This is a genomic window from Faecalicatena contorta (genome assembly GCF_021531895.1).
Taxonomy (GTDB): Bacteria; Bacillota; Clostridia; order Lachnospirales; family Lachnospiraceae; genus JAFBIX01.
In genome coordinates this window covers 21,701-38,752 of the sequence record NZ_JAFBIX010000011.1, presented here as the reverse complement: position 1 = coordinate 38,752, position 17,052 = coordinate 21,701, and the positions used below count along the sequence as shown (strand labels likewise).

Annotated in this window: 15 protein-coding genes; all 15 read right to left on the bottom strand. The window is 42.3% G+C overall.

All coding sequences use genetic code 11. The features are described 5' to 3' along the window. A complete protein-coding gene (locus JQM81_RS05565; RefSeq protein WP_235232549.1) occupies window positions 1–753 on the bottom strand; it encodes an exodeoxyribonuclease III in 753 nt (250 codons plus the stop codon). A gap of 35 nt (window positions 754–788) precedes the next feature. Then, on the bottom strand, window positions 789–1,523 hold the full coding sequence (truA, locus tag JQM81_RS05560) for a tRNA pseudouridine(38-40) synthase TruA (protein ID WP_235232548.1): 735 nt from the start codon (window positions 1,521–1,523) through the stop codon (window positions 789–791). 144 nt (window positions 1,524–1,667) lie between these two features. Further along, the gene (gene nrdR, locus JQM81_RS05555; protein WP_235232547.1) at window positions 1,668–2,117 is read right to left on the bottom strand and encodes a transcriptional regulator NrdR; all 450 of its coding nucleotides are present in this window, start codon (window positions 2,115–2,117) and stop codon (window positions 1,668–1,670) included. 64 nt (window positions 2,118–2,181) lie between these two features. Beyond that, a complete protein-coding gene (locus JQM81_RS05550; protein ID WP_235232546.1) occupies window positions 2,182–3,432 on the bottom strand; it encodes a glycoside hydrolase family 3 protein in 1,251 nt (416 codons plus the stop codon). Between the two features lies 1 nt (window position 3,433). Then, window positions 3,434–4,801: a lectin-like protein gene (locus JQM81_RS05545; protein WP_235232545.1), complete on the bottom strand. Its 1,368-nt coding sequence runs from the start codon at window positions 4,799–4,801 to the stop codon at window positions 3,434–3,436. A 21-nt stretch (window positions 4,802–4,822) separates the two neighbouring features. After that, a complete protein-coding gene (locus JQM81_RS05540) occupies window positions 4,823–5,434 on the bottom strand; it encodes a M15 family metallopeptidase (protein ID WP_235232544.1) in 612 nt (203 codons plus the stop codon). Window positions 5,435–5,547: 113 nt separating this feature from the next. Then, the gene (locus JQM81_RS05535) at window positions 5,548–6,369 is read right to left on the bottom strand and encodes a discoidin domain-containing protein (protein ID WP_235232543.1); all 822 of its coding nucleotides are present in this window, start codon (window positions 6,367–6,369) and stop codon (window positions 5,548–5,550) included. A 12-nt stretch (window positions 6,370–6,381) separates the two neighbouring features. Further along, a complete protein-coding gene (locus JQM81_RS05530) occupies window positions 6,382–7,455 on the bottom strand; it encodes a YARHG domain-containing protein (RefSeq protein ID WP_235232542.1) in 1,074 nt (357 codons plus the stop codon). Between the two features lie 36 nt (window positions 7,456–7,491). Further along, window positions 7,492–8,169 (bottom strand): hypothetical protein, encoded by a 678-nt coding sequence (locus tag JQM81_RS05525; RefSeq protein WP_235232541.1) that lies wholly within the window; start codon window positions 8,167–8,169, stop codon window positions 7,492–7,494. Between the two features lie 25 nt (window positions 8,170–8,194). Next, a complete protein-coding gene (locus tag JQM81_RS05520; RefSeq protein WP_235232540.1) occupies window positions 8,195–9,427 on the bottom strand; it encodes an SPFH domain-containing protein in 1,233 nt (410 codons plus the stop codon). Continuing rightward, window positions 9,428–9,613, bottom strand: coding sequence for a hypothetical protein (locus JQM81_RS05515; protein WP_235232539.1), 186 nt, complete (start codon window positions 9,611–9,613; stop codon window positions 9,428–9,430). It lies immediately after the preceding gene. Continuing rightward, complete coding sequence (locus JQM81_RS05510) at window positions 9,598–13,032, bottom strand: hypothetical protein (protein ID WP_235232538.1); 3,435 nt, start codon at window positions 13,030–13,032, stop codon at window positions 9,598–9,600. The genes JQM81_RS05515 and JQM81_RS05510 overlap by 16 nt, the downstream gene beginning before the upstream one ends. A gap of 12 nt (window positions 13,033–13,044) precedes the next feature. Then, a complete protein-coding gene (locus tag JQM81_RS05505) occupies window positions 13,045–13,341 on the bottom strand; it encodes a hypothetical protein (RefSeq protein ID WP_235232537.1) in 297 nt (98 codons plus the stop codon). 20 nt (window positions 13,342–13,361) lie between these two features. Further along, a complete protein-coding gene (locus JQM81_RS05500) occupies window positions 13,362–14,333 on the bottom strand; it encodes a hypothetical protein (protein ID WP_235232536.1) in 972 nt (323 codons plus the stop codon). 8 nt (window positions 14,334–14,341) lie between these two features. After that, window positions 14,342–17,023 carry an ATP-binding protein gene (locus JQM81_RS05495; protein ID WP_235232535.1) on the bottom strand — a complete coding sequence of 894 codons (2,682 nt, stop codon included), beginning with the start codon at window positions 17,021–17,023 and terminating at the stop codon, window positions 14,342–14,344. Window positions 17,024–17,052: the final 29 nt, after the last annotated feature.

The window sequence follows — 17,052 nt, the reverse complement described above, 5'->3', positions numbered from 1 at the left end:
TTATTGAAAATCCAGCTCTACCGGGCAATGATCAGATCCCATCACATCCGTCAGGATCTTAGCATCTACAAGACGTTCTTTTAAAGCTTCAGATACACAGAAGTAGTCAATACGCCACCCTGCATTCTTTGCTCTTGCACTGAATCGATAAGACCACCAGGAATAGATCCCTTCAGCATCCGGATAAAAATATCGGAAAGTATCAATAAACCCAGCATCCAAAAGCGAAGAGAATTTTTCTCTCTCTTCATCCGTAAAACCGGCATTCTTCCGGTTCGTCTTAGGATTCTTAAGGTCAATCTCCTTGTGTGCAACATTCAGATCCCCGCAGAAGACTACTGGTTTCTTCTCTTCCAGCTTCTTGAGATATGCCAGAAAATCATCTTCCCACTGCATTCTGTATGGAAGTCTTGCCAATTCATTTTGAGAATTCGGTGTATATACCGTAATAAAATAATAGTCTTCAAATTCCAGTGTAATCACGCGGCCTTCCTGGTCATGCTCTTCAATCCCAATACCATAGGACACAGAAATCGGCTCTTTTTTTGTAAATATTGCTGTCCCTGAATATCCTTTTCTTTTCGCATAGTTCCAATACTGGTAATATCCAGGAGTATTCAACTCCAGCTGACCTTCCTGCATCTTAGATTCCTGGATACAGAATATATCCGCATCCGCCTGCTGAAAGAATTCCTCAAATCCCTTCTGCACACAGGCACGGATTCCATTAACATTCCATGAAATAAACTTCATTGATTATCCTCCCACTCTTTCGAGAATCTTTATTTTTAATAATATACTTTCCGCAGGAACAATCCTCTTGCCGGTGCCAGAAAACCAGCCAGACTTCTGTCCTCCGCAGCAATAACGACCGGAAGCTTAGACGCATCCCTCTTGCCAGTACCAATCTCTAATAATGTTCCAGTCAATATTCTTACCATATGATATAAAAATCCGGTACCATAGTAGGTGATCCTGACTTTCTCACCATTACTTACGATCTTAATATTGGTAATCCGGCGGATAGGATCTTTGCATTCCTTATCGTCGGTAAAACTGGTAAAATTCTTCGGCCCGATCAAATACTTGGTCGCATCACGCATCGCTTCAATATCCAGTTTCTCAGGATAATGATAGCAGTATCTGCGTGAAAATACATCCGGCTTCTCTCTACAGTCAATATAATATTCATATTTTTTCCCTTTTGCACTCTTGCGGGCATGGAAACCATTCTTTACAAGTTCCACCTTCACAATACGAATATCTTCAGGAAGATACCGGTTCAATGAATCTTTTAACTCTTTGGTATCATATAACTTTGTTAATTTTACGCTCGCCACCTGGCCTCGGGCATGCACTCCGGCATCCGTTCTGCCAGACCCATCAACATGTACCCGATATCCGACCAGCTTCCCAATGCTCCATTCCAGAATAAACTGAATGGTGTTGTCAGTGGTAGCCTGACGCTGCCATCCCTGGTATCTGCTGCCATCATAAGAAATGGTTAACTTGTATGTTCTCATATATCTCACCCAATCTATAATCGTATCTCTATAGCACCATCTGTTTCTGTTAAAAATATATAATATAAAAAAGGAAGAAGCAATCCCTTTTTCTTGCTTCTTCCCTTATTCTATCACTTTATTACTATCTAAGCAAATATCTTCTTATTTTAATATTTTTTTCAGTTCATCCATAAAGGTGTTCACATCTTTGAATTCTCTGTATACAGACGCAAAACGCACATATGCAACTTCATCGAGTTCTTTTAATTCTTCCATTACAAGTTCTCCAATCATACTGCTTGGAATCTCCTTCGCCTCCTGGTTAAATATCTTCGTCTCGATCCTGTCGATTGCATGCTGTATAGCTTCAGCAGATACCGGTCTTTTGTAACAGGCCCTTAAAATTCCATTCTCAATCTTACCGCGGTTATACTGCTCACGGTTATTATCCTTCTTGATAATGATCAATGGAATCGTCTCTACCTTTTCATATGTCGTAAACCGCTTTCCACACACATCACAGGAACGGCGCCGGCGAATTGAATTGCCATCCTCGGCAGGTCTGGAATCAATAACTCTGGTATCTGGATGATTACAATATGGACACTTCATCTTGCGTTATTCCTTTCTCATCGTACTTGTATACAGTATATCGGTTAAATGAACAGAAGTCAAATTACTTTTGGCTGATATCTAATTTTAAATTCACAATCCGCCTTACAGATTCATTGATTCGTTCTTCTGTCAGCCTGCCATCTCCTACCGCAGATAACACACCCTGATACGCTTCCTGAAAATTCTCTGGCATTAACAGGATATCTACGCCAGCCTGCAATGCCTGTACAGCTGCCTGTCCTGATGAATATTCTTCAGCAATTGCACCCATATTCAATGCATCTGTCGTTACAACTCCCTGATAGCCTAACTGACCACGCAAGATATCGTTGATCATAACTCCAGACAGAGAAGACGGCGTATTATCTCCGACAATATTCGGGCAGGAAATATGCGCAGCCATTATAACTTTCACTCCGGCATTGATACCATTGATAAACGGAACCAGCTCATTTGCCATCATCTCATTCAAGGTTTTATTCGTATACGCATATCCGGCATGCGTATCAGCCTCTGTCGCTCCATGCCCGGGATAGTGCTTTATGACTGGGATAATATTCTGATCCTGTAGTCCCTTCATCTCTGCCAGCATCATCTCAGAAACCAGATTACAGTCTGTTCCAAATGATCTGGAACCAATCACAGTATTCGACGGATTCGTCAGCACATCTGCATCCGGTGCATTATCCATATTAAATCCCAGATCATACAGGAAGCTTCCAATCTTTGCTCCTACATTATAGGCATTCTGAGGGTCTCCAGTTGCACCGATCACACTCATACTGTCAATCTTCTCCAGATTAAAATTCGGATTATTGCTAAACCGGCTGACTGTACCGCCTTCTTCATCCACACTGATAAATAATGGCAGTCCTATTCTCTGATAAGAATACTCCTGGACATTCTTCACCATTTCCCGTACTTGTTCCGGATTCTCAAGATTCTGTGACATGTAGATAAAGCCGCCGACCGGATACTGGCTGATTGCATTCTGAGTCGTCTCGCCTGCGGCAATGACAACTCCTACTCCTGTCAATTCTTCTGGGGTTACAATGAATAACTGTGCTACTTTCTCATCTAAAGTCAGAGAATTTACGATTTCCTCTACTTCTTCCTTGCGCTGTTCCTCTTCGGATAACTCAGGTTCCACAGTCTGAACAGATTCCTGCTTTTTATCAGATTCTGATTTTACTTCTGACTGTGTCTCTTCAAACTTATCATTCTGTTTTACGATCTGATGATACCAAAGACCGGCCGCGACTGCCAGTAGAGCCGCAGCAGTAATTGCTATGATTCCAATATATTTCTTCATATTATTCAAACTCTATGATATATCCAACTTTTCCACTCAGAAGGCTCGGATAATTAGCCGCCAGATTATCTGAGGAGTCATTGAGATACCATGTTCCATTTACATAGAACAGATTCATTACATTTTCCTGAATATTTCCGTTCGCATCAGATCCCGTATCGACAAAGCTCGGTTCATTGATATACCAATATCCATTGCTCCAGGATTCAGAACGGTTTAGAGCATCTCCTATAAATTCGTTATTCTGGTTCACCCAGTAATAATCGCTTCCGCTTGCATCTCTGCGTCCACCAAGATAAAAATGCTGTTTTGTATACCCTCTTGATGTCAGCATATTCGTAATATAATTGTATTCTTCTACAGAGTTGATTCTGGCAAGATATCCTCCGGCACTTTCACATGCTTCTTTTGCCTGACTCCAGGAGACATCAGAAATCACTACATTATATTCATGGATTGCAGTATCATCCTCATCTACTTCATCCGTCCAGGCATCTGTTACACTCATCAGTATCCGATCATTGTCAATCGTAAGCGAACCTGTCACCGTCGTCATCTTTCCATCAAAATCTCTCATATCAATGCTGCTGGAAGAATCAATACACACCTCGCTTACATCTTCTAATAAGGCCTTCTTATTGTCCGTTGTGTAAGCATAGAAATTAAGTGGTGGATCTAATCTGACCACTGCCGGTGAAACCATATAATCGATTTTCCCCGTATACTCCCAATGGTTCACATTCACTGCATTGACATCTACCAGCGAAAGATCAATCTCTTCTTCTGTAGTTTCGGGTTCTTCCGCAGGCACATCCTGCTCATACTGATACATCTGCTCTGCTTCTTTCTTTGCTTTCATGCCGCGCACGATGAAGACTGCTGCAACAATCAATAACAATATAACTACCACTGCCACGACATAAGCCGGCTTGAAACTAATGGTTACCTTCCCATCATGGCTTACATTGTCCCCAGATGATCTTCCTCCAGATGAACTGCTCCCGGACGAAGAACCGCCAGTTGATGCAGGTTTAACTCCCAGACCATAGATATCTTCTTCCTGTGCTTCTCGGACAGAATCTTTTTTTACTGAAGATTTTTCTTCTGGTTCTTTCACAGCAGGTTCTTCCTCTATTGCAGGTTCTTCTACTATTGCATATTCTTCTGCCGGATTCGGGATTATCGGTTCCTCTATAACTGGCTCTTCCACTGCTGGTTCTTCTTTTTTCTTTTTGGTACTGAACCGCTTTTTCTTTTCCGGTTCACTTGCCACTGCGCTGTTCGTCTCTGTATCAATCAGCGGTATCCCACATATCGGGCACACATTTTCATGTTCATACTCGTTCCCACATATTGGACATTTTTTCATCCTATGTTCCTCCCTCTTTTCCTAACTCTCTGGAATATAATCCATTTCTACCGGATATGCATCTGTATCTTCAAAATGCCACCACTCGCCATAATATGGTTCAAAACCATACTTCACCATGATTTCTTCGAGAAATCTGGCATTCTGGGCCTCTTCTTTCAGACAGTCGCTGTAATCTCGGTCTGCTTTTGCTGAAAAATCATCAAATCCTGTCGGCATCGGGATCTCTGTCCCATCTTTATTTACGATCGTCAAATCTACGGTATTTCCTTTACTATGTGAAGAATATCCCTTATTAGGATTGGCAACGTAGATGCTGTTTGGGCATATTTCCCACAGATCGAACTGAGCGTATACCGGCCGATAGGCATCCCATATTTTCAGCACATACCCTTTTCCCTGAATCTCTTGCTGCACTTGCAGCAGTTTTTCTATCGTTCCATAGCGCAGATATGCATCATGAAAATCGTAGATAATCTCTCCGGTAAAGTTGTTCTGTGTTGCATATCTTAGCTCAACTATAATATCCGGTATATAATCCTTAACGCAGACCAATTCCTCCTTCTCCGGAATTTTTTTTATTTTAATTTGACCTTTGATCTCTGTCACACTTGTCCTGACTGCTTCTGTCATCCACGTGACATCATGACATGAAAGTGCCGGAACACTCTCTGCACCTGAACATCCGGTGCTGCTCAAGACAAATGCGAGCAGGCTATACAAAGCTATTCTTTTTATCCTCATACTCAAAACAGTTTGATTTCTGATATACAGGTATCTTCGTACTTTGTTCCCGGATATACAGAGTTAATGATAATCCGGATATAACTCGTTTCTTTCGGTGTCGAAAATGTTACGACCTGTTCCTGATCATACACATCTGCTAATGAATAATTTTCAACACTGCCATCTGAGAATTCCACACTGATAGTCTCAGGCCTTGAATTATTGTAATATACATAATCATTTTTCTGATAACCTGCGCATATTCTCAGACCGCTGACCTGATAGGTTCCGTCAAATGTCAATACAAGCTTCTCACCGATACCTTGCCCTGCTGCACCTTCTACCCAGGCCGTATCAGGATCTCCATCCAGAACACGCCCTGCAAAATGTGTCATGTTAGATTCTGACAGTTCAGAAGAAGCCATCACATCTTCCACATGATCCATAGAAATCACCGGGATATTGGTATTTTCCCCTTCCTCCAGATCATTTTCAGCCTCTGAGATATCGGTATCCTCCACAATATCCTTATCATCTTGATTATCTTGTTGTTCCACTTCTGCAGCCGCCTGAGCCTGCATTCTCTGCTCCGCCTCTTTTTTTGCTCTAGTATTCGATACCATAAATACTGCCGCTGCGATAACAAGCACTATAACAACGACAAGCACAGCCGCCATAATATAACCTTTTGGTATTGGTTTCTTCTCTCTGTTCATACGGCTTTTTTTCTCAGGCTCTTTTGCCACAGCGGTGTTTGTCGCTGTATCGATTAACATAACCCTGCATTCAGGGCACATATCTTCCTGTTCATATTCCTTTCCACAAAGCGGACATCTCTTCATTCCTGTATCCTCCTAGCGATAACCCTTACTCTCTTCGTATTTTACAATGGTCTGCACATTCGCATATTCCACACTATTTAACATACTTTCCTGGAAAGCTTCTGGTTCAATCGTTCCGTTATACCAGCTCTTTGAGTTAAAATATGCCTGGATTCCTGAATCCTGGAATTTACGTCCGTGACGTGCATAGATTTCATTTCTTGCATACATCAGTTCTTCTTTCGTCAAAGACTCTAATTCTGAAGAAGAGATAACTCTTGTACTGCTGTCAGGGATAATATAGTCGCCAGTAAGCGCAGACTCTTCTTCTTTGAATCCTTCAAATGTGTCAAATACATAATGTACATCCTCTTCCAGGCGCTGATATTCCTTGCTTACATACTCATCTTCAACATCATAACTTACATCCGATGGATACTCTACCACATAGATCACGTTACCGTCTTCTTTTATTGTCGTATAATTATTCAGAGAATCCCTATCCTCACTTGACACTGCTGCCACACTGAACAGATACCCTCCATATTCACTGGACTTCTTCTGATAGAATGAAATATAGTCATCATAGACATCTACTCCGCACAAGTCTTTCCAGTACGCCGGAAGCTGGAAGGAAAAACTGTCAGTCTCAAAATCAACCAATTCATTTCTCGCAAAATCTTCTTCATTTAATTCGACATCCTCTGCCATATCTTCTGTGACAGTTCCTGTACCGGATGGCTGTACATATTGTGGCTCTTCCTTGCCTCCTAAGACAAATTTCAAAATTACAATAATTAGTATAAGGATAACAACCCCTGCTCCAATGAGCATTAAAAGCTTTGAATCCATGCTTTTTGCCTGGGAAACTACCTGAGACGCCGTTTCTTTTGCCTGTGTTGCTACCTGAGCCGCCGTCTCCTTTGCCTGTTCTTTCGCCTGTTCCTTAGCTTGATCACGCTGTTCTCTTTGCTCACGCCTTTTTCTCTCTTTTGCACTTTCATTGCTGACAGCACAATTGGAATCTGTATCAATCAATAAGATATTACAAATGGGACATACATTTTCTGTCTCGTATTCTTTTCCACACAAAGGGCACTTTTTCATATTGGTATTCCTCCTGATCTATCTTCCAATTATCCGTTAATTGCCAAGTTTTAGCTGACGGTTACGTTCTCCAGCCAGACGGTAGATCTTATCTGCACACATGCCGACAGCTTCTGCATCTCCACCGGATGCAATCATACGCAGCTGTTCTATCTCACTGATAATCTGGAACTCCAGATCTGCAACATTCCGATTGGATTTTGCAGGGCTAGACTGAATCAGGTCATATACTTTCTCAACCTTTTTATTCGCTGTTTTATCATCTACCATGCCCATAACTTCTTTTAAGATCATAGCCGCTTCTTTCAGATATTTCACTTCCAACTCATGACGCTCTACACTGTCTGCCGTGGAATCATTTGCCTGTATATTGGCAATCAGAAGAACTACATAAACTGATGCAATGACAGCCTGTACGATCAGCGGCGCTTTATAACTCTCAGATGCTACCTTGATAAAGATAATACCGACGATCAATTCAACCACAAAATATACCCCTGAGATAGAATTCAGCGTCATTCCAAATAATGCAGCATTACTTCCTTTCCGCACAAACAATGTCGTACACACCAGTAAAAGATATGCAATATGGATAAACACATATGATATCCATACGGAAGCCGGATGCTCTGTTCCACCCAGCATATAAAATATCAGATTAAATATAATCAGAAATACCAAATATACTATTGTTGATAATACGTTCTTTTTCATCTCTCACTCTCATCCTTTTCTATATCTATGCCCGCGGTGTTCCACACTGGCTGCAGAACTTTGCCCCCGGTGCTAGTTCTGCTCCACACGTTGTACAAAATGCCTTCTGACTGACAGGAGTTCCACAAGCAGCGCAGAATTTTGCTCCTGGTGCAAGACTGGCCCCACATGCCGTACAAGTCATGCCTGCTGCTTGTCCCATATTCTGTTGTCCCATCTGTCCCATATTCTGCTGGCCGGCATCTGCCTGTCCCGGCGCCATCCCTCGTCTCTGTGAGAATCTTCCGCTCGGTCCCGGATTCGCATTCTGCTGGCCGCTATTCTGATTATTATTCATCGGTGCAAACATCTGCTGTGCCATACCTCCGAACACACCACCGGCAGCCATTCCCATTCCCATTCCTGCTCCAGCAGCGGCCATTCCTCCTGCTCCAGGGTTATTCGCAAGATCTCTTAAAATCTCGCTTGCCTGTACTCTGCCCCAGTCATCGCCAAGAATATTGACAACACCTTTTTTCGCAAATGCTTCTTCCAACGCTGCACGGTTCGGATCATTTTGCGGAATATCTAATCCCATAATAGAAAAACTGATCAGTTTCAATCCATAGTCATCTAAGATTTCCTGCAATTGCGGCTTAATATTTTCTGCCAGTACATCCTGCTCTGCACAGATTCCAAGAATCTCTTCCTGAGAGTTTTTCACATATTTTGCGATCGTCGTTTTAATATGCTGCTGGAATTCACTGATAAAGAAGTTATCAAGTTCATCCTGCATCAGGAACTGAATGTTATTTCCCAATAATTTGGTCAGGAATTTTGCTCCATCTTCTACCTGTACTTTGTATGCTCCACGAGCCTGCAGACTGGTCATAATCTGCATAACCGGGTCGCGGACCTGAATCGGAGATTCTGTCCCCCACTTGATCTCCAGTCCAGAAGCCTTACGCACAAAATACACAACGCAATTAAAGGTACTGATTCCCCCTGAAAATGCATTTCGTAATCTGCTGATGAATGGATAGTTTTCTGTAGAAAGCTTATATGTACCATTATCAAATACCTGCTCAATCACGCCGCCTTTAATAAAAACAGCTTCCTCTCCCGGCATTACGACCAATGTCGAATTCGTATTAAAATCCTCCTCCGGCTGCCTCCAGATCAGAAGATCGCCGGGTCCGGAATTCTTGATTACGTCAGTCCAGTGTTTTTTTCCTCCTGTATAATTTACTTCGTTTGGATTTTTACTAAAAAGTCCCATCTACGTTTCCTCCTTTTTAATTCTTGGAATCCATAATGTCTCTTCTTTTTCCGTCATCGTACCATCTTCCTGAATTACCGTTCTTCGAAGACTTGCCTTTCCCAGTTCGATCTCTGGCAATTCACAGCCTTCCGGTAATTCTATCCCCTCTGGCAGTTCCAATTTATATTTTATTTTTTCTTCCAAAAGAATCTCCCCTTTCTTCTCTGATTTAATTGCATCAGTCTCTCATAGATCTTCGTTGCATATTCCCTAGGCTGTGGATTATTCCGATATTCTGAATATCCTTCTGCAATAAATTCTTTTATATTGGTCTGTGAATATCCTGACAACACATCCTGTGCATTGCCATTACTCATCATCTCTTCATATAGCCCAATCATTTTCTCATCATGACATGCATCCAACATATTATCTATCTCGTGTCCCAACTCATGATCAATCGTTGCACGCGGTGTATCACAGCCAATTGGTTTATGCTTAATGCGTACTTCCTCCTGCTTTGCATCCGTAAAAGCCTCATAATCCGAAGCATAAGTATTGTTAATAGCAACTCCTGTATATTGATCCAGCTTTCCTCCTGTCGGATCAACATTCTCAGGAATATGCAGTGACCACGCAAATGTTCCATCTGTGTCATCCAGTCCCCAATTCGAGATAAGTTTATCCGCATTATGTTCTGCAATCGACCTTATCTCATCCTCATTCCATCCAGAATTCGGTATCTTCTTCAATTCCTTTGTATAATAATCAATATATTCATCCCGAATACCTGCCACCTGGGTATCGATACTTCCAAGAAACTTCACTTCCAGATCCGGGAAATCTTTCTTGGCGTCGTGTACAGCATCTGATACGGAACTTGCAACGTCTGGATTAAAATCATGAAAATCTGCCTTACCAACATCATAATTGTCCATCAAATCTTTTGCAATCTCTTCTTTGATATCTTTCATATCCTGATTGCCCACAGAATTCTCAATCGGCCCCTGTACAGATGGCTCCTGTTGATTGGCAGATGGAATTACTGGTTCTGTCGGAATCGTTCCGGTTGGATCTGCATTCATCGGCTCTGTATATCCATATGGGATATTATCATTATCATATGCCGGAACATCTGCCGGAATTCCCAGTTCATTCTTCAATGCAGCATTCAATCTCTGCCATTCTGGATCCTGAGAATATTCTGGATAATCTCCCTTTCCATAATTGTGTTCACACATGTAATCATACATCTGGGCCTGCGCCGGTCCCATGCCAAAATGACTGTTCTCAGACATTGTCTGGTCTGCGGTTTCTCCATGAACACCTGCGGATTCTTCCAAGTCAAGTTCCGGGGCTTCTTTGATGAATGGCTTTGGAGGTATCTCTGTGCCATCTGGCGTATCGCGATTTGAATCCCAGCGGTTATCATCGGTAAGGCTGTCCGGATTCTCTACAAAATGTCCACTTGCATCATAGTTCTTCGGATCTAACCATGCCTCCATCGCACTCTGCTTTGGCTTCTCCTCATTGACAGTATCTGCATTCATATCTTCTGTTGTAACTTCATCTGTATTCATATCTTCTGTTGTAACCGCATCTATGTTGATGTCTTCAACTGTCAAATCATCTGAAATTACATCGTCCTCAATATCCTGAATCACCTCATTACTGTCAACAGACAGATCATCTGCATCATCTGAAATATCCTCCAAAATATCTTCCGGAATCATATCATCTGATACATCTGTCACTTCTTCCAGTTCTTCTGGGGTTTTTCCGTAATTATCCAAAGCTTCTGCATATTCCGCATAAGCCTGTGCCTGATCTTCCATCGGCATATGCTGCTGCTTAATATGCTCTGCATAGGCATCTTTCGCATCCTGAGTTATCTGCTCACCGTATTCTGATGCTTCCATTCCTCCCGGTTTATATCCGAAGTCCTGTCCATCTCCTATGTAATGACCATTCTCATCATAATTATCCGGATTGATCCAATCTTCAAACGTATGCTTTCCTGATCCTGTTGTATCATCCGGAACAATCTCTGAAACTCCTGAGCCTCCGCCTGAATCGCCTCCGGCACCTGCCGTATCTGTATCTGCCGTATCTGTATCTGCCGTATCAGTATCTGCCACATCCGAGTCCGCCATTGCATCTTCCTGCGCAAGATGTTCTGCATAAGAATCCTGCGCCTGCTGATCAATCTGTTCTCCGTATTCTGATGCTTCCATTCCTTCCGGTTTATATCCGAAGTCTTGTCCATCTCCTATGTAATGTCCGTCTTCATCATAGTTATCCGGATTGATCCAATCTTCAAACGTATGCTGTTCCTGCTGAGGTTTGTCAGCCATCTCTTCCGTGAGAACTTCAACGGAACCTATATCCTCCTGATCAATTAGATTCTCAGCTTGTTCTGGAACAGCTTCTTCGAGATCATCTGTATCCTCTATCGGCTCTTCAGTCTCTGTTCCTTCCAGATCCGTTGGATTTTCCTCTTCTTCTATGGATTCATCGGTCGTGATATCTTCATCCCCCTCGACCACTTCATCTTCTGCAGTTACTTCCCCAATCGTTTCGTCTTCTACAGCAGTATCATCTTCTGCTTCGATTACTTCATCGCTCTCGACATCTCCTTCCAGATCATCTGCATCTTCGACTACTTCTTCATCTTCTTCAGTTGCATCCTCACTGACTTCGTCTTCCGCAATGGTGTCCTCTTCTTCAACTGTATCCTCTGCTTCGATTACTTCATCACTCTCGACATCTCCTTCCAGATCATCTGTATCCTCTATCGGCTCTTCAGTCTCTGTTCCTTCCAGATCCGTTGGATTTTCCTCTTCTTCTACAGATTCATCGGCTGTGATATCTGCTTCTTCCTCGACCATTTCATCGGCTTCAGTTGCTTCCTCACTGACTTCGTCTTCCGCAATGGTATCCTCTTCTTCAACTGTATCCTCTGCTTCGATTACTTCATCACTCTCGACATCTCCTTCCAGATTATCTGTTTCCTCTATCGGCTCTTCAGTCTCCGTTCCTTCCAGATCCGTTGGATTTTCCTCTTCTTCTATGGATTCATCGGCTGTGATATCTGTATCTTCCTCGACCATTTCATCGGCTTCAGTTGCTTCCTCACTGACTTCGTCTTCTACAGCAGTATCATCTTCCGCTTCGATTACTTCATCACTCTCAACATCTCCATCTTCTTCCAAATCATCTGTATCTTCGACTACTTCTTCATCTTCAACTACTTCTTCATCTTCAACTACTTCTTCATCTTCAACTACTTCTTCATCTTCGACTACTTCTTCATCTTCGACTACTTCTTCATCTTCGACGATATCATCTTCTATTACCTCGTCATCCATCTCTATATCATCATCAATGATTTCATCGTCATAATCTATATCATCGTCGATAATTTCATCATCCATCTCTATATCTTCATCAATATCCATGTCTACATCTGTATCCACATCGATATCATCATCGATATCCATGTCTACATCTGTATCCATATCGACATCCATGTCCATATCGGCATCCATGTCCACATCGACATCCATATCTACATCGACATCCGTGTCCACATCAAAATCCATATCTTCTGAAAATTCATCCATGGTACATCCTCCTTATCGTAATGGCAGTCCCTGCTTCAACTTTGCCAATGCAGTTTCGGGTTTATTGCGAAGATAAATCAGATAATTATATGCTCCAACAGGCTTTAAATAGGTCGTCGATTCCAGCATCTTTGCTGTATAACCCTCTACTGTTACCGGATGCTCCTCCTCAAACTTGCCCGTCTGAATATATTGGTATAGTTCACCCATAATATCTGGATGTTTCTCCAATTTATCGCACATCTGAGAAGCCAGTTTTGGCGTCTGATTTTCCTTTTCAACAAGATATTCAAATATCTGTTCTCTCATAAACTTTCCTTTCCGGCACATTACGAAATCATATCTCTGTATGCCTGTGCATAATCACGTGCGTCTGCCTCTACGATCTGATCTTCATACCCTTCAAAATCCATATCTGGTGTGACATAATTATCGAAATTATCTCTGAATGCATAATCCTGTTCTGTCTTCGGATGATCGGCACACTCATGCTGGTAACAGTGCCTTGTTTCATGGGTAATCGTATCTGCTGTCTCCACCGCATTATCCATATTGAACTCATTAATATAAATGGTATTTTCGTCAGGAGAGTAACTTCCAAAATCTCCGCTGTCTTCATTATTATAAAATTCTATCTTCGGTTTATCCTTTATATTCAGATCCTGCGCCACATATTCGCTCAACTCATCAATCGCTTCCTTGCGGGCATCATCGGAGAGTCCTTCCCAATTTTCAGACTGGAATGCCTCCATAATCTCACTGATATCGCGACAATCATTCCCTTCCTGCTGCTCTTTCGTCTCATAGTGAGCACCAGGTGCATCCATATCTTCATCCGTATCCACCTGGCTTCCCGGCACATCCATGTCTTCCTCTTCCTGAAAATCTTCCCCCGGAACACCCATATCCTGTTCTTCATTGAACGTCTCTCCCGGTGCCCCGACTTCTACATCTTTCGCCACTTGCGAGCCAGGAATATTAACATCCGGTTCTGGTTCATGCATTTCACTGACTGGTGTAGGTGCTGCCATCTCCCAGTAATCCGGTTCATCACCGATGATATCTTCCGGAATATCCTGAATCTCATTTTCAGGCATCAGATATTCCTCTGCATAATATCCTTCCATATCATCAGGTATATCCTGCACTTCCTGCTGCACATCCTGATATTCTTCCGCATAATATCCTTCTATATCATCAGGTATATCCTGCACTTCCTGCTGTACATCAGAAAAAATATCACGGGATGATGGACGATAGCCGAACTCCTGCAGGTCGTTCATTTCTCTATAATCTAACATCTTCCCACCTATGCTTTCGAAAGATTCGCCTGAATGGTTGCATCATGAATTTCGATTCTGGTATTATATTTTATCTTTCTAAAAAGATGAACCTTTACACAAGCAACTAATTCATTATCCATTACCTCGTTATTGATTTCTGCCTGAATCAAAGGACGTAGTCTCGGAATGATCTGCCTTACTAGTTCAAAATCTTTTGATTCCGGCGTGAAATTACGGTTAAAGATACGCCGTGCCACTTCTCTTGCTAATACCCTGCGGTTATAATCACAAGTCTTATTACAATATTTGACATATGGACATTCTGGATAAGGGCGCAATTTCTCCTGCTTATCATTCCAATAAGTCGACAGCTCTTTAATGCCGTCGTCAGATAATGAGATGCTGATCTTATTCTGCAGACGATAATCCGGTGTCTTGATCTCCTCCGGTTCTTCCAACTTGTTAAAGAAGAAGAACGCTTCACCTGGTTTTAGTTTTGCAAGACGCTTTGTCTGCACTTCATCCATATTTGCAGAATCTGCCAGAATCTGCTTATCTGTTGCCTCCACCAGACGAAATGCCACTTTTATATCCGTCAGGGCTACCACATCTGTGGATACTTTTCTTGGAGACTGATCTGCGATCACCAGACCAACTCCATACGAACGGATCTCAGCTAACATGCGTTTTACCAGTCCCTGCGCAATTGCGCTTGGATTGGCATCCCCTTGTCCTGCATTCGTATCTGCATCCAGAAGCACATGGGCCTCCTCCAATAAGATGACGTTCTTCAGGCCTCCTTCGCCTACATAATTGCTGTTTACATAGGCCAGAATAGAAAGTAACAGCAACGAGATAATCAGTGCCTTCTGATCGCTGTTTTCAATCGCTGCCAACTCAATAATCGTCGGTTTTTTCAACATATCTTCAATCGGGATTGAATAATAATTATCGAACAAGTTGACCAGTGAATTCAGACGGACCACTCCGGCACGCCCGATATTCTTCGCATCCCCGGTGTATCCGATCGCATCAAACGTTTCCTGAAAACATTTAACAAAGTCTGTGATATTGAATACTTTTCCCATATCATCACTGGTATAGGTATCCAGCCATCGAAAATCCGAATAGCAATTATTAATAGATTCCTCAAATATCTTATCCAGCGGTGTAGACATGGAAACCGCTGCTGCAAATGCTGTCTTAAGTGTAGATTTGTACGTCTCCAACTTCACATTTTTCGGTGGAATAAATGGATTATATACAAACGGTGATATAAAATTCTTTCCAGGGGTGAATACCTGCAGTTCCGGAATACTCTGCACCAGTGCGCGATATTCATTCTTTGCAGGTTCAATTACAAGGAATGGAATTCCATGGTCTTTCCAGAGACGATCTAACAATCCTACAGAAAAGGTTGTTTTACCAGAGCCAGGAGTTCCTACCACCAACATATGTTTTGCCAGATCTTTTAGGGAGATTCCAATCTTATCTCCCCTCGAAGATGACTTCAGCACACCAATCTCAATATCCCCGGCATTGATAATATTATCGGCATACGTTTTACTTGATTTCCCTGCCTCATTTACCGGAAGTCCGGCAGACACGCGGTCGCTTCCCACCGGAAGGCGGAACAATTCGCAGGCTTCTTCTGCAGTAATAATATATGGCAGTCGGTAATAGTTTTGACTGAAGTTTCCACTATTCCATATATTCATATCGCGGTCTGCACCTGTCAGAATCTCGTTTACTGCCCATGGTAGTGGATACAGATTACTGTCCTTTTGCACTTCATCTGCATAGAGATCCAGAAGCTTCATATTGACCGGCGCTTCCGGATTCGTAATCTGACCATATACACGTGTTGCGATATTCGGCACTGCCTGAGCATCCCCATAGACGAGAATATTATACAAGAACAGAGGGCTGTTGTTCTGTTGTACATAGTAACGGTAATTATCTGCCTGCTTTTGCGCCATAGCAAATGTAACATTAGCCATTCCCATATCCATAACTCCATGTCCCAGAGAATCAACTATCTGAAGCACGTTATTCAACTCCGCCATCTCACCTGCATCAAATACCGTCGGGATCAATTGAACAGATAATGCACAATCCGGATAATGTATCAACGTATTAAGAATATAACTCAGATCTTTTCCGGTATCTGTAATACGATCATACGCATAGCAATAAGGAAGAATCTGGTTCTGAAGATTCTCTATCCGCTCTTCCTTTACCAATGCTTTAACTGCAGTATCTTTTATACGATACATCTCTTTCTGCAACTCTACAGCCGTAACATCCTGATATTCATATTTTTGCAGCTCAACCGTTGATTTAATAATAGAGAGCAGCCCATTTACAAGACGAATCGCGTTCGGTTCTGCCACATCAATCGCACGCACAACGAAATACATCTTCACCCGCGCTTTATACGGCTGATTCTTGACCTCTTCCGTTGTCCAGATCATTTCCAGCGCAATATCCTTATATTGACCCGCAACTGTACTCTCTTCTTTATAATGCTGGTAAATCTCACTTAAAAGCTGTCCCATATCTCGCTTATATTCTGCGACTACAGCATCAACATCCATTCTCTTTCCATCAATAACTGAAATATCCGGGATTGCCGTGATCTCCACTGCTCCCATCGCAACCGCTTCATTGCTCTGTAAATATTCCACTGAAATCTGATTCTCTGTCATACCGTCTTACGCCCTCTCTTCTTATCATT

Excerpts from the sequence above, each read along its gene's own strand:
- JQM81_RS05565 (WP_235232549.1), bottom strand. The coding sequence starts at position 753 with ATGAAGTTTATTTCATGGAATGTTAATGGAATCCGTGCCTGTGTGCAG.
- truA (WP_235232548.1), bottom strand. The coding sequence starts at position 1,523 with ATGAGAACATACAAGTTAACCATTTCTTATGATGGCAGCAGATACCAG.
- nrdR (WP_235232547.1), bottom strand. The coding sequence starts at position 2,117 with ATGAAGTGTCCATATTGTAATCATCCAGATACCAGAGTTATTGATTCC.
- JQM81_RS05550 (WP_235232546.1), bottom strand. The coding sequence starts at position 3,432 with ATGAAGAAATATATTGGAATCATAGCAATTACTGCTGCGGCTCTACTG.
- JQM81_RS05545 (WP_235232545.1), bottom strand. The coding sequence starts at position 4,801 with ATGAAAAAATGTCCAATATGTGGGAACGAGTATGAACATGAAAATGTG.
- JQM81_RS05540 (WP_235232544.1), bottom strand. The coding sequence starts at position 5,434 with ATGACAGAAGCAGTCAGGACAAGTGTGACAGAGATCAAAGGTCAAATT.
- JQM81_RS05535 (WP_235232543.1), bottom strand. The coding sequence starts at position 6,369 with ATGAAGAGATGTCCGCTTTGTGGAAAGGAATATGAACAGGAAGATATG.
- JQM81_RS05530 (WP_235232542.1), bottom strand. The coding sequence starts at position 7,455 with ATGAAAAAGTGCCCTTTGTGTGGAAAAGAATACGAGACAGAAAATGTA.
- JQM81_RS05525 (WP_235232541.1), bottom strand. The coding sequence starts at position 8,169 with ATGAAAAAGAACGTATTATCAACAATAGTATATTTGGTATTTCTGATT.
- JQM81_RS05520 (WP_235232540.1), bottom strand. The coding sequence starts at position 9,427 with ATGGGACTTTTTAGTAAAAATCCAAACGAAGTAAATTATACAGGAGGA.
- JQM81_RS05510 (WP_235232538.1), bottom strand. The coding sequence starts at position 13,032 with ATGGATGAATTTTCAGAAGATATGGATTTTGATGTGGACACGGATGTC.
- JQM81_RS05505 (WP_235232537.1), bottom strand. The coding sequence starts at position 13,341 with ATGAGAGAACAGATATTTGAATATCTTGTTGAAAAGGAAAATCAGACG.
- JQM81_RS05500 (WP_235232536.1), bottom strand. The coding sequence starts at position 14,333 with ATGTTAGATTATAGAGAAATGAACGACCTGCAGGAGTTCGGCTATCGT.
- JQM81_RS05495 (WP_235232535.1), bottom strand. The coding sequence starts at position 17,023 with ATGACAGAGAATCAGATTTCAGTGGAATATTTACAGAGCAATGAAGCG.